Origin of the sequence: Aestuariivivens sediminis, from assembly GCF_022662105.1 — a bacterium.
Taxonomy (GTDB): Bacteria; Bacteroidota; Bacteroidia; order Flavobacteriales; family Flavobacteriaceae; genus Aestuariivivens; species Aestuariivivens sediminis.
On sequence record NZ_JAKMCP010000003.1, the window covers coordinates 632,574 to 654,866 of the forward strand.

21 protein-coding genes are annotated in these 22,293 nt (G+C 36.7%); 1 reads left to right on the forward strand and 20 read right to left on the reverse strand.

The features are described from left to right. Positions 1-40: 40 nt before the first annotated feature. The 8 genes from MR054_RS10820 to bshC form a co-directional block, all read right to left on the reverse strand. Positions 41-769, reverse strand: a complete 729-nt coding sequence (locus MR054_RS10820) for a toxin-antitoxin system YwqK family antitoxin (RefSeq protein WP_242157871.1) — start codon at positions 767-769, stop codon at positions 41-43. A 100-nt stretch (positions 770-869) separates the two neighbouring features. Continuing rightward, entirely contained in the window at positions 870-2,759 is a 1,890-nt protein-coding gene (gene yidC / locus MR054_RS10825) for a membrane protein insertase YidC (RefSeq protein WP_242157873.1), read from the reverse strand. A 112-nt stretch (positions 2,760-2,871) separates the two neighbouring features. Then, complete coding sequence (locus MR054_RS10830; RefSeq protein WP_242085348.1) at positions 2,872-4,512, reverse strand: CTP synthase; 1,641 nt, start codon at positions 4,510-4,512, stop codon at positions 2,872-2,874. A 110-nt stretch (positions 4,513-4,622) separates the two neighbouring features. Continuing rightward, a complete protein-coding gene (locus MR054_RS10835) occupies positions 4,623-4,850 on the reverse strand; it encodes a DUF3820 family protein (RefSeq protein WP_242157874.1) in 228 nt (75 codons plus the stop codon). A 589-nt stretch (positions 4,851-5,439) separates the two neighbouring features. Continuing rightward, positions 5,440-7,362 carry a LysM peptidoglycan-binding domain-containing protein gene (locus MR054_RS10840; RefSeq protein ID WP_242157875.1) on the reverse strand — a complete coding sequence of 641 codons (1,923 nt, stop codon included), beginning with the start codon at positions 7,360-7,362 and terminating at the stop codon, positions 5,440-5,442. Between the two features lie 236 nt (positions 7,363-7,598). Continuing rightward, positions 7,599-9,134, reverse strand: a complete 1,536-nt coding sequence (gene guaA, locus MR054_RS10845; protein ID WP_242085351.1) for a glutamine-hydrolyzing GMP synthase — start codon at positions 9,132-9,134, stop codon at positions 7,599-7,601. Between the two features lie 60 nt (positions 9,135-9,194). Beyond that, positions 9,195-10,565: a pyridoxal phosphate-dependent decarboxylase family protein gene (locus tag MR054_RS10850; protein WP_242157876.1), complete on the reverse strand. Its 1,371-nt coding sequence runs from the start codon at positions 10,563-10,565 to the stop codon at positions 9,195-9,197. A 2-nt stretch (positions 10,566-10,567) separates the two neighbouring features. After that, the gene (gene bshC, locus MR054_RS10855; protein ID WP_242157877.1) at positions 10,568-12,175 is read right to left on the reverse strand and encodes a bacillithiol biosynthesis cysteine-adding enzyme BshC; all 1,608 of its coding nucleotides are present in this window, start codon (positions 12,173-12,175) and stop codon (positions 10,568-10,570) included. A gap of 153 nt (positions 12,176-12,328) precedes the next feature. Here bshC and MR054_RS10860 point away from each other — a divergent pair, with 153 nt between their 5' ends. Further along, positions 12,329-13,588 carry a carboxypeptidase-like regulatory domain-containing protein gene (locus MR054_RS10860; protein WP_242157879.1) on the forward strand — a complete coding sequence of 420 codons (1,260 nt, stop codon included), beginning with the start codon at positions 12,329-12,331 and terminating at the stop codon, positions 13,586-13,588. Here the strand turns inward: MR054_RS10860 and rimO are convergent. The 12 genes from rimO to MR054_RS10920 form a co-directional block, all read right to left on the reverse strand. Then, positions 13,585-14,892, reverse strand: a complete 1,308-nt coding sequence (gene rimO, locus MR054_RS10865; protein ID WP_242157881.1) for a 30S ribosomal protein S12 methylthiotransferase RimO — start codon at positions 14,890-14,892, stop codon at positions 13,585-13,587. The two genes, MR054_RS10860 and rimO, sit on opposite strands and share 4 nt — an antisense overlap. Positions 14,893-15,290: 398 nt before the next feature. Continuing rightward, on the reverse strand, positions 15,291-15,455 hold the full coding sequence (locus tag MR054_RS10870) for a hypothetical protein (RefSeq protein WP_242157883.1): 165 nt from the start codon (positions 15,453-15,455) through the stop codon (positions 15,291-15,293). 135 nt (positions 15,456-15,590) lie between these two features. Beyond that, positions 15,591-16,019: an SRPBCC family protein gene (locus MR054_RS10875; RefSeq protein WP_242085357.1), complete on the reverse strand. Its 429-nt coding sequence runs from the start codon at positions 16,017-16,019 to the stop codon at positions 15,591-15,593. A 65-nt stretch (positions 16,020-16,084) separates the two neighbouring features. Beyond that, the gene (ftsY, locus tag MR054_RS10880) at positions 16,085-17,038 is read right to left on the reverse strand and encodes a signal recognition particle-docking protein FtsY (RefSeq protein WP_242085358.1); all 954 of its coding nucleotides are present in this window, start codon (positions 17,036-17,038) and stop codon (positions 16,085-16,087) included. Between the two features lie 109 nt (positions 17,039-17,147). Beyond that, the gene (locus MR054_RS10885) at positions 17,148-17,300 is read right to left on the reverse strand and encodes a DUF4295 domain-containing protein (protein WP_242085359.1); all 153 of its coding nucleotides are present in this window, start codon (positions 17,298-17,300) and stop codon (positions 17,148-17,150) included. Positions 17,301-17,306: 6 nt separating this feature from the next. Beyond that, the gene (rpmG, locus tag MR054_RS10890) at positions 17,307-17,489 is read right to left on the reverse strand and encodes a 50S ribosomal protein L33 (protein WP_007648529.1); all 183 of its coding nucleotides are present in this window, start codon (positions 17,487-17,489) and stop codon (positions 17,307-17,309) included. Between the two features lie 27 nt (positions 17,490-17,516). Further along, positions 17,517-17,753: a 50S ribosomal protein L28 gene (gene rpmB / locus MR054_RS10895; RefSeq protein ID WP_242085360.1), complete on the reverse strand. Its 237-nt coding sequence runs from the start codon at positions 17,751-17,753 to the stop codon at positions 17,517-17,519. Between the two features lie 83 nt (positions 17,754-17,836). Beyond that, on the reverse strand, positions 17,837-19,087 hold the full coding sequence (locus MR054_RS10900) for a competence/damage-inducible protein A (RefSeq protein ID WP_242157885.1): 1,251 nt from the start codon (positions 19,085-19,087) through the stop codon (positions 17,837-17,839). Then, the gene (locus MR054_RS10905; protein ID WP_242157887.1) at positions 19,087-19,428 is read right to left on the reverse strand and encodes an Hpt domain-containing protein; all 342 of its coding nucleotides are present in this window, start codon (positions 19,426-19,428) and stop codon (positions 19,087-19,089) included. Before MR054_RS10905 ends, MR054_RS10900 begins: the two co-directional genes overlap by 1 nt. Position 19,429: 1 nt before the next feature. Further along, positions 19,430-20,041, reverse strand: a complete 612-nt coding sequence (locus MR054_RS10910; protein WP_242085363.1) for a fumarylacetoacetate hydrolase family protein — start codon at positions 20,039-20,041, stop codon at positions 19,430-19,432. Positions 20,042-20,050: 9 nt separating this feature from the next. Next, positions 20,051-20,818, reverse strand: coding sequence for a 3'-5' exonuclease (locus MR054_RS10915; protein ID WP_242157888.1), 768 nt, complete (start codon positions 20,816-20,818; stop codon positions 20,051-20,053). 93 nt (positions 20,819-20,911) lie between these two features. After that, a complete protein-coding gene (locus MR054_RS10920) occupies positions 20,912-22,231 on the reverse strand; it encodes a dihydrolipoamide acetyltransferase family protein (protein ID WP_242157889.1) in 1,320 nt (439 codons plus the stop codon). Positions 22,232-22,293 lie beyond the last annotated feature (62 nt).

A 22,293-nucleotide genomic window follows, 5' to 3' on the forward strand; every position in this document is an offset into this window, starting at 1 on the left:
ATTGTTCTCTCAAAATTGTTTATGAAAAAGAAGCTCCTCATTAGTGAGGAGCTTTCTTGTATTTACCATCTACTTTAATGTATTTCGGCTTATAGTTAAAATCTTTTTCTTCAACCAACTTTCCTTTTTCGTAAAATTTCCAAATACCTGTTTTCTTTCCTTTTTTATATTCTCCCTCAGCGATAAGTGCTCCTTTTGGATCAAAATACTTAGCCGGTCCATGAAGTTCTCCATTAACATAAATATATTCCTTTAAGACTATTTGGTCTTCCGAAAACCACTTTGATTTACCATCTAATAGTCCTCCATTATAATGTTGAATTTCGGCCACCTCTCCATTATCATAGTATACCAAACGTTCTCCATTCAATTTCCCATTATGGTCATAATGTTCTACGGTTAAAAGATCTTGTCCATTATTTTGATAATAAGTCCATGTTCCTATATAAGCTTTACCTTTCATGATACCTTCACTCAGGAGTTTGCCATGATCATTAAAAAATTGTACTGAGGCCTTATTATCCGAGTCATTAAAAGTCTTTGTAGCTGCTAAAAGAGGTTTTCCTTCATCATTCTTATAGAATTTAAAAGTCCCAATCTCTTTTCCATGAAAAAACTCACCTTCATATCGTAACACTTTAGTACCATCATAACGTTTTAACCACCGGCCATGTCGCTCACCATCGGCATCAAATTGGTTTATACTTTGAGCCCAGGACATACCAACGTTCAGTAGCGTAAAAATGATAATAATGTTTTGATAAGTCATACGAAAAAGATTTACATACAAGAACGTGAAAAAGATATTTAAATTATTTGAAACAAAAAAGCTGTCAAATAAATGACAGCTTTTGGTTTCTCTTCTGTTATTATTTGCGTTTTTGTACCTGCTTTTGTTTTTCCGCCTGCTCCATCATCTCTTTCATTTTTCGCTGAAACCGATTTTCCTTTTTAGGTTTCTTTTTATTTTCTTGAATCTTAGCATGAATTTTATCCTCATCAATAATGTAATTCTTAATTACCAACATAATACCTATTGTAATTAAGTTCGATATAAAATAATACAAACTCAAACCGGAAGCATAATTATTAAAGAAAACCAACATCATTAGGGGTGAAAAATAAATCATATATTTCATCATCTTACCCATATCCGGCATCCCTTCCTGGGTAGGTTGCGAAGCCATTTGTTGACCGGTTGTCATGCGCATGTAAAAGAAAATTGCCAGTGATGCCAATATGGGGAACAAACTTACGTGATCTCCATAAAGTGGAATACGAAACGGTAATTCAGCAATGGTATCATAAGACGACAAATCCTCCGCCCATAGGAAACTTTTTTGTCTTAAATCGAAGGCTGAGGGGAAAAACTGAAACAAGGCATAAAATACAGGTAACTGCATTAAAGCCGGCAGACAACCAGCCATAGGACTCACTCCGGCTTTATTGTACAAGGCCATAGTTTCCTGCTGCTTTTTCATGGCATTATCCTTATACTTTTCAGAGATCTCAGTAATCTCTGGCTTGATAACTTTCATTTTAGCTTGCGAAACATAAGACTTGTAGGTCACCGGAGACATCACAATTCTAACCAAAATGGTCATAACAATTATGGCTATACCATAAGGTAAAAAACTACCCAGAAAACCAAATAATGGCATAAAAACGTAGCGGTTTATCCAACCAAAAATACCCCACCCAAATGGAATGAGTTCGTCTAAATTTCTATTAAATGTTGTTACTACTTTATAATCATTAGGGCCATAAAACAAGTCCATGTTTTGGTTGAACTCTCCCCCTTCCAATTCTAAGGGGATACGTGCTGCAAAATTTTTAGTATAAAGGGTATCAACATCTTCATCCTGCACTAAATTTTCAGCTTTAATGCGTACGGTTTTGAATGGGCGATTGGTAAGCAATACCGACGAAAAGAAGTGCTGTTTATAACCAATCCAACTTACATCTTGGATATTCTCATCGGTATCACTCGCTCCGGTATAGTCATCTTTTCCCCCTTCATATTCGTAATGGATATCTGTATACCTATTTTCATAGGATATGCTCTTAGCATGACGATAGCCTTTGAGGTCCCAATCCAGTACAATATCCTGCGAACCGTTGACAACATCGTTCAATCCCTGAGAGCGTACCGTAAAACCAATCATATAACTATTTGGTTGGATGTTATAACGGTATTCCAAGAATTTAGTTTCGGAAACCTTAAGCTTCATGGAAACAATCGTATGATCCTCATTTTTTGATATTGTAGGTTCAAAATATAAATCCTTGGTGTTTAAAATTCTACTATCCGTAGTCCCAAAATTTATATTGAAATTGGCATTATTTTCTTTAATTAAATAAATGGACTTATCGTTATAATCGACAAACTCCTTTAATTTCACTTCAGAAAGATACCCCCCTTTATTACTAAATTTTAAGGCCAAAAGCTCATTTTCTATACTGGTCTCAGCATCCGATGAATTCATAGCTGAGTAAGCAAACGCACCCCATTTATTTTGCATGTTTACCAATTGCAATGAATCTGTAGTCTCCCCTAAGGGTAATTCCGTGCTGGTTATATGTACTTGCTGATCCGGTTCTTCAGTTTGTTGCGTTGCTTTAACCTGTTCTTGCTTCGCTTCTTCTTGAGCTTCAAGTTCTTCTGGCCTTGGTTGATTTTGCCAAAGCATATACATTAAAATTCCAAAAATAAGGACAAACCCTATTATAGAATTAATGTCTAATTTCTTTTCTTCCATATGTTTCTGAATCAATAAAAATGATCCCCGGTATCGATACCTCCCAGCCACCAAGACGTTGCTCAACTACCTTTTAGGGAATGCAATTAGCTTAGCAATAAGCTAACCAAACTTAATTTTGTGCCATACTGACACCTTTACGTTTTATCTTGTGTTTTAATGCCGCCTTTATAAATGCTACAAATAAAGGGTGAGGCTTCGCTACCGTACTTTTATATTCCGGATGGTACTGTACTCCAATAAACCAAGGGTGTTCAGGTATTTCTATAATTTCAACTAAGCCCGTTTCCGGATTCAATCCAGTAGCAATCATACCTGCCGCTTCAATTTGCGCCCTATACTGACTATTAAATTCGTATCGGTGTCTATGACGTTCCTTTATGGTGTCTTCCTTATAGATATTGTAAACCTTACTTCCCTTTTTTAAATTACAAGACCATGCTCCCAGCCTCATAGTTCCACCTTTATCTGTAATAGATTTTTGTTCTTCCATTAAATCGATAACCGGATTTGGAGAATTGGGGTTCATTTCAGTTGAATCGGCATCCGAAATTCCTAAAACATTACGGGAAAATTCGATAACAGCCATTTGCATGCCCAAACATATTCCAAAGAATGGAATTTGGTGTTCTCTAACATATTTTACAGCATCTATTTTACCTTCAATACCGCGCTCTCCAAACCCCGGTGCCACTAATATACCATCCAGATGTGATAATTTTAATTTTATATTATCTGTGTTTAAATACTCGGAATGTATGGCCTCCACATTTACTTTCACCTCATTTTCTGCACCTGCATGAATAAAAGATTCCAAAATAGATTTATAAGAGTCCTGCAATTCAACATATTTTCCAATCAAACCAATATTAACTTCGGTCTTGGGATTTTTATGTCGTGTTAAAAATTCGTTCCAACGCTTAAAATCAGGTTTTTTACTTTCCAAACCTAACTTTCTGAGCACCACCTTATCCAGGCCTTCCTCCAGCATTAAATTAGGGACATCATATATTGTCGAGGCATCAATAGATTGAATCACGGCATCTTCCTTAACATTACAAAATAATGCCAGTTTCCTGCGCAATTCTACAGGTAAATCATGTTCTGTTCTACAAACCAGAACATCTGCCTGGATTCCACTTTCCATGAGGGTTTTTACACTGTGTTGTGTCGGCTTGGTCTTTAACTCTCCGGCAGCCGATAAATAAGGCACCAGCGTTAAATGGATAACGATACCATTTTTATGACCTAAATCCCATCGCAATTGACGAACGGCCTCGATGTATGGTAAAGATTCAATATCGCCTACAGTTCCACCAATTTCCGTAATAACAATATCATAATCGCCCGAATTACCTAATATTTGTATGCGTTCTTTAATCTCATCCGTGATATGGGGAACCACCTGAACTGTCTTTCCTAAAAATTCACCTTGACGCTCTTTTTGTATGACACTTTGGTATATGCGCCCCGTAGTGACATTATTGGCCTGACTTGTTGAAGTATTTAAAAAACGCTCGTAATGTCCCAAATCCAAATCGGTTTCTGCACCATCTTCCGTTACATAACATTCTCCATGTTCATAAGGATTCAATGTTCCTGGATCAACATTGATATAGGGATCAAATTTTTGAATGGTAACACGATACCCTTGGGCTTGTAATAATTTCGCTAAAGATGCTGCTATTATTCCTTTTCCTAAAGACGAGGATACCCCTCCTGTTACGAAAATGTATTTTGTAGTACTTGTCATGATGCGCTTATAAACGCAAGCAAATTTACAAAATTAAAACAGTTATAACAGAATAAGTTTTTAGTAATTTATCGCACTTTATCAACAACAATAAACAAAACTATCTGATACTATTTCCGGTATTGACTTTGAATAGTTCTCACCAAATTGTCCAGTCCGTTTAACTTTAGTTCATAGACCTCTTTTAACATATCACCCAGTTTTCCTTTTGGAAACCCTGTATTGTGAAACCAAATCACATAATATTCCGGTAAATCTATTAAGTAACGGCCTTTGTATTTATCAAAGGGCATTTTTGTATGTGCCAATTCTATAAGAAATGCTTTGTTTGGAGTCATTATTTTGAATTTTGATGCGTAAACGCCTTAAACTGATCGCGTACGCTTTTAAAAGTTTTTTGTCCAATTAATAGGTTTTCACAATCTCTTGAAAAGTGGGTTTCATCATCTTACATATCCCGGGATACAGCCCAGATATTTAAACTACTTTTGTGCGTTTTTTTTATTGTTGATTGATATGGTTTTCTCATGATAATTCGTTAATCTTTTTTCTAAATTTCCCAGCATTTAATTCAGTTATATTATAGTGTAATTGTTCATTTCCTAAAATATGGTTATTAACCTGTTCCCATTTATACCAAGATGGACGAGGACAGAAATGGGCTTCTACATTAGGTTGTATAGCTATCACTTGAGTTCCTTGTTGTCTTATAAAAATTTAAAGGTTATACCAGAAGTGGTAAAGGCGAATGCATCTCCTAATTTTATAGCTATTCCCTTAAAATCAAACCCCATTAAACTTTGACTTTCATGCCATACCATACCATGCTCTTCCTGAATACAAAAGAATCAAAAAAGTAAAAGAATTAATTTAGACATTATTAAAGGAAAGTTGAGAAGTATACCAAAACCGTATAAAATATACTTATTATTTCACTTCAACAACCGTAAGGTCTTCATGTTTAAGTAAATACGAAGCTTCGTTATAATACCCTCCAATCAGTTTCTTTTTGTATGCAAATTTATTTTCGAGGTACTCTGTTAATGGTGATTGGTTAACCGAAGCATATAAGTCTTCAGAAGACACTAATCGTAACACAAGATCCATGGTTAAATCGAAGCCTTTAACAGCCCGATTACTCGGCATTACAAAATATTTTTTTTCATACGCTTTTACAAAAAGACTTTGGTCATTTTCGTTATATACTCTTGCACCACTGGCATAATGGAATTGAAGTTTGGAAAGGTGTTGATTAGATATCTCATCTCCTTCAAAAGCATTATTATAATTTGTTGTTATCAACCTGATTTTTGTTTCTTCAATACCTTCTTCTAAATCCTCCTTCTTAATTAAAGAAGCCAAAATACTTATGGCATTGGAGGCAAATCCTTCATTTTGAGTTTCTAAAAACACCAAGTTATCACCGGCTTTCAAAACCTGTTCAATATCCTCTTTAATAACATAAAAACTATCCTTTCCTTCTTTATCCTTACGTGAATATACTATTCTGGCCCGATTGAACTCCTGCTTTAATTCATTGGCTATGTTTTGGTTCTTGGAATCTGCAATAACAATGATATTTTTTGCTAAGGTATCGGATCTTACAAATCGTATAATCTTATCTTTAAGCAACTCATCTGGAACTCTGGTTTGAAATACATTATCCAATAATCTTAAATTGGAACTGGTAGGTGACACTATGGGTATGTTGTACCTTTGCAATTCGGTGGCCGCTCTATCAAAATTATTGGAAACCAATGGACCTATAACAACATCGACATCTTCAAAATCATGTTGATTTATAATTCTCGATATTTCTCCGATTTCATTTTTAGTATCATAAACATCAACCTTAAGTGAAATCCCTAATTTTTTTAAAGAATCGATAGCCATTAACACTCCCGAATGAAAATCTAAAGACACGTTTAAATAAGGATCCTTTTTTATACTTCTTTTTGTTCCGGCGATAGAATCATAGTCTACCCTATTCAATCGAAAGGGTAACATGACTGCAATATGTTTTTGTGAAAAATCGCTAATACTGTCCAATAGATTAATACGGTCTCTTTCCTCCCCTAATGAATAGGTTTTAGAATATGGGATTTTTAAAATCATTCCAACTTTTAAACCACTTTCTTTTAATCCGGGATTTAGGGCTTCCAACTCATCCTCGGTAACTCCTAATTTTACCTTTAACCGATAAAAACCTTCTTTTGGCAATACCTTATAATAACTAAATCGGTCATCAATTTCTTTTTCTTTATTCGTCTCGAGATTTGGAACATTAATTTCTTGGCCTTCTTGTAAAACTTCACCCATATCTGGATTTAAGGCCTCCAATTCCTTGATGGTTATGCCATATTTGTAGGCTATACGCCATTTACCTTCCCTTGGCAATACCTTATAGGTTTTTGTTGGTTTTAATTCTTCAACGACCTCGGTAATTTTAAATATTGGTATTTGAAGTTTATCTCCTTTCCGCAATGGATTGGCATATAAAAAAGTATTATATTTTTTTATATCGGCCTCTGTAACCTCATACTGTTTAGCCAAACTATACAAGGTTTCCTTTTTCTTAACCCTGTGATTCTTAAATCCATCCAATTCCTTAACCCTAGTGATCTTAGGCTTCTTAGATTTTGAAATTGGGATAATTAAAATGGTATTGGGTTTAAGTTTTGTTTTGGCATCCGGGTTTAAACTATAAATATCAAAGGGGGTTACAAAATATAAATCGGCTATGTCCTCAACGGTTTCTCCCTTTTTAACCTTATGGGTACTAAAGTTCTGTGCCGTTACAGTTATTGAAAATAAGACTATTAAAATCGAAGAAATGATTAACCTATTCATTAGCTTTTGCTTTGTTAAACCATTTGTAAATAGTTTATATACGTATGTGTTTTGCATTTGGGATGTTATTCGGTATGGGTAATTACCACGCACATAATGTGCCAAAACATCCATCATACCAATTTTTAATACCTTTTTACTCACGGTGTCCTTGATACGATCAAATCCTTGAAGCCATAAAAATAGTTAATAAAAGTAAATTCTATAGACAAAAAGGTTTGAAAAAACAATCCAAACTACTCCCATTCTATGGTAGCTGGTGGTTTGGAACTTATGTCGTATACTACTCTATTAACGCCTTTTACTTTATTTATTATATCATTTGAGGTCTTTTGTAGAAACTCATAGGGCAAATTGACCCAATCGGCAGTCATGCCGTCGGTACTTTCAACGGCCCTTAGTGCCACGCACTTTTCGTAAGTACGTTCGTCACCCATAACACCAACACTATCTACGGGCAATAGCATTGCTCCTGCCTGCCAAACCTTATCATAGAGTCCCCAGGACTTTAAACCATTTATAAAAATCGCGTCAACTTCTTGAAGGATACGTACTTTTTCGGCGGTGATATCGCCCAATATACGGATGCCTAAACCGGGACCAGGAAAGGGATGTCGTCCCAAAAGTTCCGGATCAATGCCCAAAGTAGCACCGACCCTTCTTACTTCGTCCTTAAATAGTGCTTTAAGAGGCTCAACAATTTTGAGTTTCATAAAATCAGGTAACCCCCCTACATTGTGATGGCTTTTAATGGTAGCCGACGGGCCTCCGGTAGCCGATACACTTTCTATTACATCAGGATAAATGGTCCCCTGGGCCAACCAAAGTACGTCTTCCAGTTTATGGGCCTCATCATCAAAAACTTCAATAAATGCATTCCCTATAGCTTTTCGTTTTCGCTCAGGGTCATGAATCCCCTTCAAAGCTTCCAAAAATCTATCGCAAGCATCCACTCCCTTGACATTAAGCCCCATGCCTTCATATTGATTCAATACATTTTGAAATTCGTTTTTCCGAAGTAATCCGTTATTCACGAAAATACAATAAAGATTCTTACCGATAGCTTTATTCAGTAGAACCGCCGCTACAGTAGAGTCAACACCACCTGATAGTCCGAGGACGACTTTATCATTTCCTAATTTCTCTTGAAGTGCCTCAACGGTCTCTTCTACAAAAGATTGCGGAGTCCAATCCTGGTTTAATCCGGCGATATCAACTAGAAAATTTTTGAGTAAATGTTTGCCATCCGTCGTATGATAGACTTCAGGATGAAATTGAATGGCATAAGTGGGTTCGTTTTCAATGCGGAATGCCGCATTTTTAACATCATTAGTACTGGCCATCAAGATACTGTTTGCAGGTAAATCTTTAATAGTATCACTATGGCTCATCCAAACCTGACTCCCCTCATGTATTCCCTTAAAGAAGATTTCATTTTGTTTTATAAAAGACAAATTGGCCCGACCATATTCTCGGGTATTGGATGGTGCCACCTCGCCTCCCGAAAAATGCGCCAAATATTGTGCTCCATAACAAACTGCTAAAAGGGGTGTTTTACCACGAATATCGGATAAGTCGGGATGCAAAGCCTCATTACCCCTTACAGAATAAGGGCTTCCAGAAAGTATAACGGCTTTATACTCTTCGATTTTAGTTGGAATTTTGTTAAATGGATGTATTTCGGAGTAAATGTTGAGTTCTCTAACTCGACGCCCAATAAGCTGGGTATATTGCGATCCGAAGTCTAAAATTAATACCTTATCGTGTTGCATGCGCAAAAGTAATAATTGATTTTAGATTGACGAGATGCGATTCACTATTTTTTTATTTTTTTAGATCATGGAATTTAAAATATCCTCAATATCTTCTTTGGTGGTATGCGGATTTATAAAGCAAAAGCGAGATACGGTTTCAAAATCTTCTCCCTTTTTCCACTTGGTAGGTGCAACTAAAGCAAAACCTTTTTTATGATTTTCATAGGTCCACTGTTTATAATCCTCTGGCAACCATCCTATTCTTCGATATAACACACAAGACAGACTCGGTTCCCTAACCAATTCGACATGTGACATTTTTTCTATCAATTTACCTGCAATTTGAGCCAATTCCAGTCCACGTTCCACCGCTACTTTATATTTATCTGTACCATGAGTGGCCAGTGAAAACCATAAGGGCAGGCCTCTTACCCTTCTTGTCAATTGTATTTGATAATCGGCAGGATTAAACCCTTGAGCACCTTCGTCTTTAAAGATTTCCAGATAGGAGCCTTCTTGTGAATGTGCCCGCTTAGCCAAATCCGGTTCTTTGTAAATAACGGCGCCACAGTCATATGGGGAGAACATCCATTTATGCGGATCAATGGTGATACTATCGGCTTGTTCTATGCCATTAAATAAAGGTCTCACCGAATCTGCTGCCAAAGCACCACCACCATAAGCGGCATCGACATGGAACCATAATTTTTCATTTTTACAAATGTGTCCTATACCTTCCAGGTCATCTATAATCCCCGCATTGGTTGTCCCTCCAGTCGCCACTACCGCAAACAAACGCTTGCGTTGATGAGGATTTAAGTTGTCTATGGTCTGCCGAAGATCACTTCCTGTAAGTTTTTCCTCCGAATCTACCAATAAAATGTCAACATCGGCTACCTGGGCCATGGCTTTAATAGAAGAGTGTGCGCCAATGGAAGTAATGATCAATCCCTTTTCTCCTTTATAGGTTCCATCCTCCCGCCAATGTTCCCTTGCCGTAACTATAGCGGATAGATTTGCAGCGGTACCACCACTGGTAAATACTCCAAAGGCCCCTTCCGGTAATCCCGTTAAGGACACAATCCATTTCATGGCTTCGTTCTCACAGAAAATGCCACCAGCCCCTTCCATCCAATAGGCCCCATGAATACTGGACGCTGAAGTAACCAAATCGAACATGATGGCTGCCCGCGTTGGAGAAGCAGGGACAAATGCCAAATGTCTTGGGTGGTCTATGGGAACAGTGGCCTTCATTAAGTAATTCTTCCAAAGATTAAAAGCATACTCGCCACCTATTCCTTCTTTGGTGATCGTTTCACCAACCAAAGCTTTAAGGGCTTCTTCTTTTTTGGGTTTCCCAATTTTGGGGTTGGTAGATGAAATTCGATCAATGGCATATTTCATAACATCTAGCGTCATTTCTACCAGTTCAATATCTATTTTATGCATTGTTAAAGGTTTAGAATCACAAATTCATCCGCCAGAGGGTCCAAATGTTGCATTAGTGTTGGTATTAAAGCTTCTCCATAGTCCAAATAAAATTCAGAGAAATTAGCATTACGCTCTTGTAATCCCTGATTGGGGAACAATTCATTTTGAAGGTCCGTCATGCGTGACACCTCTTCGGAAAGCTTTCTTTTTTGAGCTTTTAACAAGCGCTTTTCAAGATGATCCAATCCTTTTAACTGTTTTACTTCCTGAGCCTTGACGGCTCCCAAAAAGGATTTATCCGTTTGTTCAGCAAGCTTATATAGAGCTTCAAACTGTTGCTTTAAGTGCTCCTTTTGGGTAGAAAAATCAATATCTATATTTGAAATTTCTCTTACCTTTTTATTAATAAAGTCACTTCGTCTTAAAAAGATATCACGTGTTGAAAGTTTTAATTTTTGAAGTTTTTTAAACTGATTTTTAGATTGAATTAAGACCGAATTACGCAATAAAAGCAAGGGATAGACCACATCGGATTTATCAAAATAATCCTTCAACTGGAGCCAATAAGCCAATTCACCACCTCCTCCTATATAGCATAAGTTAGGTAAAATAACTTCCTGATACAACGGACGCATAATCACATTGGGAGAAAACCGCTCCGGATGTTCCGAAACTTCGTTTAACATTTCCAATTGACTGAACGTCATCTCCGTCTTTAACACTTTGAAGGTATGGTCTTCGACAACAATGCGCTCCCTTAAATTGTCCTTTAAATAAAATAAATTAATGTCTCTTGGGTTTACTTGAATGTCATAATCCTCTTGTAATTCACTAATGCGCTCATTTGTTTTGGACACCACCTTAAATGAAGACTGTTTAACCAGTTCCTGTTCAATGAAGGGCACAAAAAGCGCCTTTAGGTCTTTATGTGAAGCATCAATTATTACAAGGCCATAATCTTTAAACAATTCATTAGCTAAATATCGTGTGGCATCGGTTAAATTATCATTTTTCAGATAGGCTGATTCAAATAGGTTCCTTATGGCATCGGCATTTTTTCCGAGCCCTATTTCCTTGCTGTATAAATTAAACACCTCGTCCAATCCATTTGTTGATAAATTCCCAACCGCACCGGAGCTGTCTCGATTCCATTGAAATTTCTTTCCCCTAAAGTTAAAATAATTAATCTCCTCAAAATCATGGTCCTCGGTGGCCATCCAATAAACAGGCACAAAATTATAATTGGGGTAATGTTGTTTTAATACTTCTGAAAGATTAATGGTTGAAATGATTTTATATAAAAAATATAAAGGCCCGGTAAATAAATTTAATTGATGTCCCGTGGTAATGGTATAAGTGTTTAGGGCTCCCAAGCTAGTAATATTGGATAATGTCTTTTCTGAAGTGATATTATTTTGATATTGTTTGTTTAAAACAGACACCAATACCTTTCTTTGGGATTTTGAAACGAATGAAGACCGACTTTTCTCCCTTATTTGTTTTTTAAAGTTATCGACATTGGGAAAATGGTTGTAAAATGATGTCAGGTTACTTTTTTTATCCAGGTAGTCGCATATAATCGATGAGAAATAGCCGGTATCCTTGAACGGTATATAATCTTTTTGCATGCTTCAATTAAAAATTGTGTAAATATACAGTTATTCAATCTTGAAATTCTAAAAATTTAGTTAAGAGTACCAAATGAAAAGCCTTTTAAAATTTCAAAAATTCAGTAAAATTTCGTAAATTAATACCGCTATAAACCTATTTTTATGTTAGTTATGAAAACGAAAGCCTTTTTAAAATTAATGACACTTTGCCTCTTTTCGTTATTGCCAATAACGTTATGTGTTGCACAGGATATGGAATCCTTTACAGAAATTGAAGGTATTGTTATCGATGAAACCACAAAAACACCTCTAATATTTGCCGACTTAACAGTGGGTAACTCCAATGTTAGTACCGTAACCAATAGCGACGGTGAATTCGTCTTAAAAATACCCAATTCACACCTTAATGAATCGCTAATTATTTCTTATTTGGGTTATCAAGATAAAACAATTGCAATAAAGAATTTTAAAACAGATTCTAAAATTGAATTAACCCCTAGTTATACTGAACTTAATCCTATAAGTATAACCTCAATTAACAGGTCTGCTCGTGAACTTGTGATCGAAACCTTAAAGAAAAAAAATTCATATATAGACAAAAACACTTTGATGACGGCTTTCTACCGGGAAACGATTAAAAAAAGGAGAAGAAATGCATCATTGTCTGAAGCCGTGGTTAAAATACATAAGGAACCCTACAGCAGTTACAAGAATGACCATATAGAACTTGTTAAAGCTCGTAAAAATACGGATTATTCAAAACTTGATACTATTGCGCTGAAATTACAGGGTGGTCCTTTTTGTAATTTATATACCGATATCATAAAATACCCTGAATATATTTTTACAGAGGACGACATTAAGGATTATGATTTTAGTTACGGTGAATCCACCCAAATTAACAACAGTTTAATTTATGTTGTAAATTTTAAACCCAAGAAACATATTAGGACTCCCCTCTATTTTGGCAAACTTTATATAGATGCCAATACACTGGCCTTAACCAGTGCGGTATTTAGTCTAAATGTCGAAAATAAAGAGCTATCCAGTCAGATGTACATTCGTAAAAAACCCAGAAAGGTCGATGTTTACCCTACTGAAGCGTCATACAGAGTGAACTACAGAATCAGTAATGGAAAATGGCATTATGCTTATAGTAACATCTCACTTACTTTTAAGGTGAACTGGAAAGGAAAACTATTTAACAGTGTATACACTTTAAGCAGTGAAATGGCTGTTACCGATTGGGAATTAAAGGATACGAAATTGGCAAATATTCGTTCCCAGTTAATTCGTCCAAGTACCATTTTAACGGACAAAGCCTCAGGATTTTCAGATCCTGGCTTCTGGGGTGAATACAATATCATTGAACCTGAAAAATCTATTGAGTCGGCCATTAAAAAAATCCAGCGACAACTTAAAAGAACCTAAGTGGGCATCACTATGCCATAAAGATCGAAGTCTGCAGCTTCGGTGATTTTAACGTTAGCAAATTCTCCTGTTTTCAGGTAAGTCTTGGATGCATCTATGAGTACTTCATTATCGACATCGGGAGAATCGAACTCGGTACGCCCCACAAAATAGCCCCCTTCTTTTCTGTCGATGATAACTTTGTACGTTTTACCTATCTTTGCCTGGTTCAATTCCCAGGAAATCTGAGACTGGATTTCCATGATTTCGTTAGCGCGTTCTTGTTTAACATCCTCCGGAACATCATCTTTTAAATTAAAGGCATGTGTATTTTCTTCATGGGAATAGGTAAAACAACCCAAACGCTCAAAGCGCATGTCTTGTACCCATTGTTTCAATTCCCGAAAATGGGCTTCCGTTTCTCCAGGGTATCCCACGATAAGTGTGGTGCGAATTGCCATATTAGGAACTGCTAATCTAAAATCCTGTAATAGTTTAGTCGTCTTTTCCTTATTCGTTCCACGGCGCATACTTTTTAAAATGCTGTCCGATATGTGTTGCAGTGGAATGTCTAAATAATTACAGATTTTTGGTTCGCGCTTCATAACCTCCAACACGTCCAAAGGAAATCCTGTTGGAAAAGCATAGTGTAGACGGATCCAATCAATGCCCTCCACCTTAACCAAAGCTTCGAGGAGTTCCCCTAAATTTCGTTTTTTATATAGATCAAGTCCGTAGTAGGTTAAATCCTGAGCAATAAGAATCAATTCCCTAACACCCTTTGTGGCCAGTTTTTCAGCTTCAATCACCAGGTCTTCAATGGGTGTACTTTTATGCTTACCTCGCATCAGAGGAATAGCACAAAACGAGCAGGGTCTGTCACAACCCTCCGCTATCTTTAAATAGGCATAATTTTTTGGCGTTGTTGTAAGGCGTTCTCCAATAAGTTCATGCTTATAATCGGCACCGAGCACCTTTAATAATCCCGGTAATTCGGTAGTTCCAAAATACTGATCCACATGAGGTATTTCCTTTTGTAAATCCGGCTTATAGCGTTCGGAAAGACATCCTGTAACAAAAACTTTATCAACGTCTCCCTCTTCCTTCTTTTGAACATACTCCAATATGGTGTTCACACTTTCTTCCTTGGCATTATTAATGAAGCCGCAGGTATTAATTACTACGATATTACCTTCTTCTTCATGAACAACCTCCTTACCATTGGCTCTTAGCTGACCCATAAGGATTTCGCTATCGTAAACATTTTTACTACAGCCTAAAGTAACGACATTAATTTTATTTTTTTTTAGTGATTTTGTTCTCATCTCTTATTGTAAGGCCGCAAAGATACAGAAACCTTTGGAATATTATTTGGATTGAATGCGTTGCAATTAAGGATTAATAACTTACCCATTACACAAGCTTGGCATTTTGACTACCTTGTTTTAGAGTCATTTAATGGGTTCCAAAATCTCATGGTCCTAATTGACAATTAACTAAAACGAGTAAAACAAGTCCTTGACCACGGCCATTAGGATCCATCACACAGGGTATGCTTCTAAGATAGAACATCAGGGAGATCCAAGTAAAAGGATGCTTTACCATGAACGCTGAAACAAACCAATAAAAAGGCGATGTTACGGAACACAACGTCTTCATTATGAAAAGCAATAACTTAAGTTACAAAATTATTTTGGATCCCTATTCCAATTTAATTATCTGGCTAGAAAGCATCCAAATTCACAGGAGTTTTTTCAAAATTCACAGGAGTTTTTTCAAAATTCACAGGAGTTTTTTGAAAATTCACAGGAGTTTTTTCAAAATTCACAGGAGTTTTTTCATTGTCAATGCCTACGGCATGATGTATCAATAACCAGAAAATTTTCATTTTTTGCTTATCCTTGAAACATAGTGTGCTGATATTTTTTAGTGAGGTGTAAATAGATGCACGCAAAACCTCATCCAAAAACAGATCGATTCACCTGATTTGAATAGGCTATACTGATGCGCTTATCGAATACCTTTAGGATCGTTCTTCAAAAGGAACAACAAGGTCTTTTTCCAAATAGTTTTTAAGGCCGTTTAATAACATGGCCCAACAGAACGAAGCAACTTTAAAATGCTCATTGGTGTCTTCCCAATTAATATGGCTAAATCGCAGGTAAGTCCCTTCCTCCCTTTCTTCTAAATCAAAGCCAAAGGTTGTTGGGTTCCAATCGCTATCCGATTGGGTCATTTTAAAATGAATGGATGTATTTAATTCTAATTGGGACACTTTGCAATACCAATCATATTCATCTGTAAAATTTAAATTATAGGTTTCGTCTACTTGAGGCGTTCCTGAACTTTTGAGTGTCCACCAGTTATCTAAGTGTCGAGGTTGTGATACGGCATCAAAAACGACTTCCGGTGAAGTTTTGATGAGGAGGTTATGATAAATTGAATGACTCATGTTTTATTCCGATATCACTAATATACAAAAATACGATTTTAGTATTTAGGGTAAACGCAAAATGGTTACTTGAAAAACGAATCGACAAATTCATACTTGTTAAATATCTGTAAATCATCTATGCCTTCACCCACACCAATATATTTTACGGGTATCTGAAACTGGTCGCTTATGCCAATAACCACGCCACCCTTAGCCGTACCGTCCAGTTTGGTAACCGCTAAAGCAGTAACTTCGGTCGCTGCCGTAAATTGTTTGGCTTGTTCAAAAGCATTTTGGCCAGTGGACCCATCCAATATCAACAAAACTTCATGTGGTGCATCGATGACCACCTTTTGCATTACACGCTTTACTTTTGTCAATTCGTTCATTAGATTTACCTTGTTATGCAAACGTCCTGCAGTATCTATAATGACTACGTCGGCATTTTGGGTCATGGCACTTTTAAGGGTATCGAAAGCCACAGAAGCAGGATCACTACCCATAGATTGCTTTACAATTGGAACACCAACGCGATCTGCCCAAACCTGTAATTGATCGATTGCCGCCGCCCTAAACGTATCTGCCGCCCCCAAAACGACCTTTAAACCCTGCTTTTTAAATTGACTGGCTAACTTTCCGATAGTGGTAGTTTTGCCCACTCCATTAACCCCCACCACCATAATTACATAGGGTTTTTTATCTTGAGGTACCGTAAATTCCGTTTCCTCACCAACGTTAGTCTCACTTAACAATCCAGCAATTTCCTCTCTTAAAATTTGGTTTAATTCTTCCGTTCCCAGATATTTATTTCGAGATACACGGTCCTCAATACGATCAATTATTTTAAGCGTTGTATCTACGCCAACATCACTGGAAACCAAAACTTCCTCAAGATTGTCTAATACGTCATCATCCACTTTCGATTTCCCGGCAACAGCTTTGCTCAATTTATTGAAAAAACTGGATTTCGTCTTTTCCAGACCTTTGTCCAGGGTCTCTTTTTTTTCTGAAGAAAATATTTTTTTAAAAAAACTCATGCGTTATAAGGTTACTTGCGCTATCCGAAATATTCTAATAGTTTGTAAATATAAAAAAAGCCGCTCTCAAAAATGAAAGCAGCTTTGTATATATTAAGAAGTTTACGACTTATTTCTTGTTTAAATAGTCATTTACCAAATCCGGGCTCATAATGGACTCCACAAACATGTAAGCTCCGGTTTTTGGGGACTTAACCATTTTAATAGCCTTTGTTAATCTTTTAGATCCTGTCTGTAATGATGCTACTGATTTCTTTGCCATGACTTATTATTTTATCTCTTTATGAACGGTCATACGCTTAAGAATCGGATTGAATTTTTTAATTTCCATTCTATCCGGCGTATTCTTTTTATTTTTTGTTGTAATGTATCTAGAGGTTCCTGGTTGTCCGGACTCTTTATGTTCTGTACATTCTAAAATTACCTGTATTCTATTTCCTTTTTTTGCCATTTTAATCTTATTTATTAAATACAGCTATTATTTTAAAAAGCCTTTAGATTTAGCTTCCTTAATTGCCGCAGAAATCCCAATTTTATTGATCGTTTTTAGGGCAGAAGTCGAAACTTTTAAAGTCACCCATCGGTCTTCTTCCGGAATGTAAAAACGTTTCTTAACTAAATTTGCATCAAATTTACGTTTTGTTCTATTTAATGCATGAGACACATTGTTTCCAACCATGGCCTTCTTTCCTGTAAGTTCACAAACTCTTGACATTATTTCTACCTTTAAATTTGTTGTTGCTTAAAAACGAGGTGCAAATATACTAAATCTTTATATTTTAGCAATCTAATTTTTTGTCAATTTTTAAAAATTTCTTTCTGGAGCATTTCCAAGGCTTTGCTCACCGCTTTTCCTATCACTTTGGCACGATGGTTTCCAAAATTAAATGACTTGGAATACACCTTATTTTGGGTGGCGATTGCTATAAAAACAGTACCAATATCCACTTCCGAATCCCCTTTAGTTGGTCCCGCATTACCCGTAGTTGCAATGGCGTAATCGGATTTGTACAACTGCAGGACATTGCTTGCCATGGCTTCTGCCACCGGTGCACTTACAACAGAATGTTCATGAATTAACTGCTCTGAAACGCCCAATACATCTATTTTAGATTGGGTTGAATAGGTTATGACACCACCTTTTAGATACTGTGAAGCCCCTGCTATTGAGGTAAATAATTGTGCCAATCGTCCGCCGGTACAGCTTTCTGCTATAGCCAGTGACTTCCCTAAGTTGGTAAGCTGTTTAGCGATAACCGCTTCTTCATTCCCTTCCTCATCTTCAAAACCAAAAAATTCTTTTTTTATTAAAGGTAGAAGTTTTTTAATTTGTATATCGACGTCCTCTTTAACTTTATCTACCTCATAACCCTTAGCCGATAAACGCAATCTCATTTTTCCCAAATTGGGCAAATAGGCAAGTTTAATATGGCTTGGTAATGCATCTTCCCAGGATTCAATACGATTGGCCAGAGTACTTTCGCCCAATCCATATACCAATAACGTTTTGTGAAGAATGAAGGGACGATGATATTTATCTTTTAATTTTGGAATGACTTGTTGGGATACCAGTGCCTGCATTTCGTAAGGCACTCCGGGAAGCGAAATAAATGTTTTGTTTTCTTTTTCCAACCACATACCGGGAGCAGTACCCAAAGCATTCATTAAAACTTTAGCCTTTGAAGGCACTAATGCCTGATCTTTATTTACCTGTAATAGTTTTTGCCTATTATACTGTTTCCATAAGGCCTTTATATTTTTTAGAACAGTATCGTCCGGAACCAAATTGTCGTTAAAGTACTCTGCTATTGTTTTTTTTGTTATGTCGTCTTTGGTAGGGCCAAGACCTCCGGTAATGATTACAATATCGACATGACTTTCAGCATCCTTTAATGTTTTTAAAATATGGGATTTGTCATCCTGAACCGATGTAATTTGATAAACCGATATCCCTATTTTGTTAAGTTGTTTAGCTATGTACGCAGAATTTGAATCAATTACCTGACCTATTAGAAGTTCGTCGCCAATGGTAATTATTTCTGCTTGCATTACAAATTAAAATCAGATTTAATCTCTGCCAGGGCATTGTCTACGGCAGTGGTAACTATTTGCAATTTGGAGGTGATATCCATGTCTGTCTTTTGATATTTTCCCCAATCTTGAACTTCAATTAAATCGTCCAAAATACCCAATTCAAACAAGTCAATGGTTGGTTTCATTTTATGGGCCGCCTGATACGTATTATGGTAATCCTTTTCCGCTACTGCCACCTTTAATCGTTCTACATCTTCCGATACCTCTTCCACAAAGGTTTCGGCTAAAGTGAGTATAAAATCCTCATCGTTGTCGGCTAATTCCCGTACTCTAAATAACTTATAATGTTGCTCCATTTTATTTAACTGTTATTGAAAACATTTGTTTGTTTTCTATAAATCCTGTTAGTTGATCATTGGCTACAACTCTGCTAACGCCAGCCGGTGTGCCAGTAAATATAATATCTCCAATCTTTAATGTGAAATATTTTGATACATATTCTATGATTTCATCAATTTTCCAAAGCATGTGGCTTGTATTTCCATTTTGAATAATTGTATCGTTTTTTTTTAAGAAAAATGCAATGTTGTTGACATCGTTAAACTCCTTTTTCTCAATCCAATTACCAATTACAGCCGCTCCGTCAAATGCTTTGGCCTTCTCCCACGGCAGGCCCTTGGATTTTAATTTGGCCTGAAGATCGCGTGCCGTAAAATCAATACCCAGTCCGATCTCATTATAATATTTGTGTGCAAATTTTTTATCGATGTATTTCCCGATTCGATTAATTTTAACCAAAATTTCCACCTCATGATGTACCTCTTGTGAAAAATCGGGAATAAAGAAGGGTTGATGTTTCAAGAGAATAGCCGAATCCGGTTTTAAAAAAACAACTGGTTCTGCAGGTCTCTCATTCTCTAATTCTGTAATATGGTCGGTGTAATTTCTACCTATACAAATGAGTTTCATTCCTTCATTTTAGTTGTTGAAACTTCTTAACTTAATGGCTGTTAATACCTTTTTAGTGTATAAAGGAAAATCGGCATTGAGCAACCATCCAAAATAGCCGGGTTCTTTTTCTAAAATTTCGGTTACTAATTTTCCCTTATGCTTTCCAAAGGAAAAACATTCCTCCCCTTTTTTATTGAAGACTATGAAACCGGCAAAATCCGCAAATTTCTTTCTAGAACTAAAGTCTGCCAAAAACTTTGTATTATTCTCAATTTCTTCATATCTGGCTATTTGTGCCTTTAATACCTCATAAGTAGCAAGGGTATCGGCTTCAGCAGAATGAGCATCATCTAAATTCTTATCACAATAAAACTTATAGGCTGCACTTAAGGTACGTTGTTCCATTTTATGAAAAATGGTTTGAACATCAATAGTCAATCGGTTTTTAATATCGAAATCCACCTCAGCACGTAAGAGTTCTTCTGCCAGTAAGGGTATATCAAATCTATTGGAGTTAAAGCCACCTAAATCGGAATCTTTAATCAAATTATAAATGTCTTTGGCAATTTCCCTGAATATGGGTTTATCTGCTACATCGGCGTCACTTATTCCATGTATGGCAGTAACTTCTTTAGGAATGGGCATTTCGGGATTGACTAACCACCGTTTACTTTCCTCTTTACCATTAGGAAAAACCTTTAATATGGCAATTTCTACAATACGGTCGGAAGTGATGTTCACCCCAGTGGTTTCTAAGTCGAAAAAGCAGATGGGCCTTGAAAGATTTAATTGCATTTATTTTTTTTTAATTGCAAATATACAGAACTCAAAAGTTTACCCCACGAGTAACAACCCTTTCCGGTTGGTTCAAGGTATATCATACATGATTTATATTTCTCTATGGATATCCCAGGATTCAAGATAGTCTTTAACGGCCTTGACAAACTGCCCCCCGAGAGCCCCATTAACCACACGGTGATCATAGGAATGCGATAAAATCATTCTATAGCGTATACCAATAAAATCGCCTTCCGAGGTTTCAATGACCGCCGGTACTTTACGAATGGCTCCAAGGGCTAAAATTCCCACTTGTGGCTGGTTGATTATTGGAGTCCCCATGATGCTTCCAAAAGAACCGACATTGGTAACGGTATAGGTACCATCCTGGATCTCATCAGGCTTTAATTGATTTAATCGTGCTCGATTTGCCAGATCATTAACTTGTTTGGTCATACCGACTAAATTAAGTCGATCTGCATTTTTTATAACCGGTACTATTAAATTCCCATCAGGTAAGGCGGCAGCCATACCAAGGTTTATATTTTTCTTTCTTACAATCGTATCTCCTTTAACCGAGATATTCATCATTGGAAAATCTCGCAAAGCCTTTGCAATAGCCTCCATAAATATTGGCGTAAAGGTTAAGTTTTCCCCTTCACGCTTCATAAATGCCTCTTTCACCTTATTTCTCCAATTCCATATTTTGGTAACGTCGGCCTCGATAAAGCTTTGTACATGGGCCGAAGTTTGAATCGATTCTACCATGTGGTGGGCAATGAGTTTACCCATTCTGGTCATTTCAATAATTTCATCTTCCCCACCAGAGACAATTGCCGGAGCAGGAGGGGCCTTAGGTTCTGTTGCAGCGGGTATGGATGCTTTTGGGGTGTCTTCAACCTGTGTACCGGTACGCGTATCGCTTCTGCGTTCAAGATAACTTAAAATATCATTTTTAGTAACGCGTCCTTCTAATCCCGTACCCACTATGGCATCCAGCTCTTCTTGTGCTATGCCTTCCTCCTTCGCTATATTCCTGACTAAAGGTGAATAAAAGCGAGAATCACTTGAGGTTACCGGAGCACTTGTGGTATCCTGAGCAAAGGATAAGTTTTTCTCAATTTCTTCAACTGCCTGTTTTGACTGTAATTCTTCATCATCATTAACCGTGTCTTTCGGAATATCGTCTCCTTCAGTTTCAATGATAGCTAAAACCTCACCCACTGGCACAACGTCATTAATATTAAATCGTTTTTCAATCAAAATACCGTCTACCTCACATGGAACTTCACTATCTACCTTGTCGGTTGCAATTTCAACGACAGCCTCGTCCATCTCAATAGTATCGCCCACTTCTTTTAACCACGAAGTAATGGTCGCTTCCGCAACACTTTCTCCCATTTTTGGTAATCTAAGTTTAAACTTTGCCATATATTCAATGTAATGCTAGATTTCTGAATTCCGTTTGCAAAATTAACAAAAAAAGACCTATT

What these genes read in the sequence shown, in the direction of transcription:
- MR054_RS10820 (WP_242157871.1), bottom strand. Translation starts at nt 769, where the DNA reads ATGACTTATCAAAACATTATTATCATTTTTACGCTACTGAACGTTGGT.
- yidC (WP_242157873.1), bottom strand. Translation starts at nt 2,759, where the DNA reads ATGGAAGAAAAGAAATTAGACATTAATTCTATAATAGGGTTTGTCCTT.
- MR054_RS10830 (WP_242085348.1), bottom strand. Translation starts at nt 4,512, where the DNA reads ATGACAAGTACTACAAAATACATTTTCGTAACAGGAGGGGTATCCTCG.
- MR054_RS10835 (WP_242157874.1), bottom strand. Translation starts at nt 4,850, where the DNA reads ATGACTCCAAACAAAGCATTTCTTATAGAATTGGCACATACAAAAATG.
- MR054_RS10840 (WP_242157875.1), bottom strand. Translation starts at nt 7,362, where the DNA reads ATGAATAGGTTAATCATTTCTTCGATTTTAATAGTCTTATTTTCAATA.
- guaA (WP_242085351.1), bottom strand. Translation starts at nt 9,134, where the DNA reads ATGCAACACGATAAGGTATTAATTTTAGACTTCGGATCGCAATATACC.
- MR054_RS10850 (WP_242157876.1), bottom strand. Translation starts at nt 10,565, where the DNA reads ATGCATAAAATAGATATTGAACTGGTAGAAATGACGCTAGATGTTATG.
- bshC (WP_242157877.1), bottom strand. Translation starts at nt 12,175, where the DNA reads ATGCAAAAAGATTATATACCGTTCAAGGATACCGGCTATTTCTCATCG.
- MR054_RS10860 (WP_242157879.1), top strand. Translation starts at nt 12,329, where the DNA reads ATGAAAACGAAAGCCTTTTTAAAATTAATGACACTTTGCCTCTTTTCG.
- rimO (WP_242157881.1), bottom strand. Translation starts at nt 14,892, where the DNA reads ATGAGAACAAAATCACTAAAAAAAAATAAAATTAATGTCGTTACTTTA.
- MR054_RS10870 (WP_242157883.1), bottom strand. Translation starts at nt 15,455, where the DNA reads ATGAAAATTTTCTGGTTATTGATACATCATGCCGTAGGCATTGACAAT.
- MR054_RS10875 (WP_242085357.1), bottom strand. Translation starts at nt 16,019, where the DNA reads ATGAGTCATTCAATTTATCATAACCTCCTCATCAAAACTTCACCGGAA.
- ftsY (WP_242085358.1), bottom strand. Translation starts at nt 17,038, where the DNA reads ATGAGTTTTTTTAAAAAAATATTTTCTTCAGAAAAAAAAGAGACCCTG.
- MR054_RS10885 (WP_242085359.1), bottom strand. Translation starts at nt 17,300, where the DNA reads ATGGCAAAGAAATCAGTAGCATCATTACAGACAGGATCTAAAAGATTA.
- rpmG (WP_007648529.1), bottom strand. Translation starts at nt 17,489, where the DNA reads ATGGCAAAAAAAGGAAATAGAATACAGGTAATTTTAGAATGTACAGAA.
- rpmB (WP_242085360.1), bottom strand. Translation starts at nt 17,753, where the DNA reads ATGTCAAGAGTTTGTGAACTTACAGGAAAGAAGGCCATGGTTGGAAAC.
- MR054_RS10900 (WP_242157885.1), bottom strand. Translation starts at nt 19,087, where the DNA reads ATGCAAGCAGAAATAATTACCATTGGCGACGAACTTCTAATAGGTCAG.
- MR054_RS10905 (WP_242157887.1), bottom strand. Translation starts at nt 19,428, where the DNA reads ATGGAGCAACATTATAAGTTATTTAGAGTACGGGAATTAGCCGACAAC.
- MR054_RS10910 (WP_242085363.1), bottom strand. Translation starts at nt 20,041, where the DNA reads ATGAAACTCATTTGTATAGGTAGAAATTACACCGACCATATTACAGAA.
- MR054_RS10915 (WP_242157888.1), bottom strand. Translation starts at nt 20,818, where the DNA reads ATGCAATTAAATCTTTCAAGGCCCATCTGCTTTTTCGACTTAGAAACC.
- MR054_RS10920 (WP_242157889.1), bottom strand. Translation starts at nt 22,231, where the DNA reads ATGGCAAAGTTTAAACTTAGATTACCAAAAATGGGAGAAAGTGTTGCG.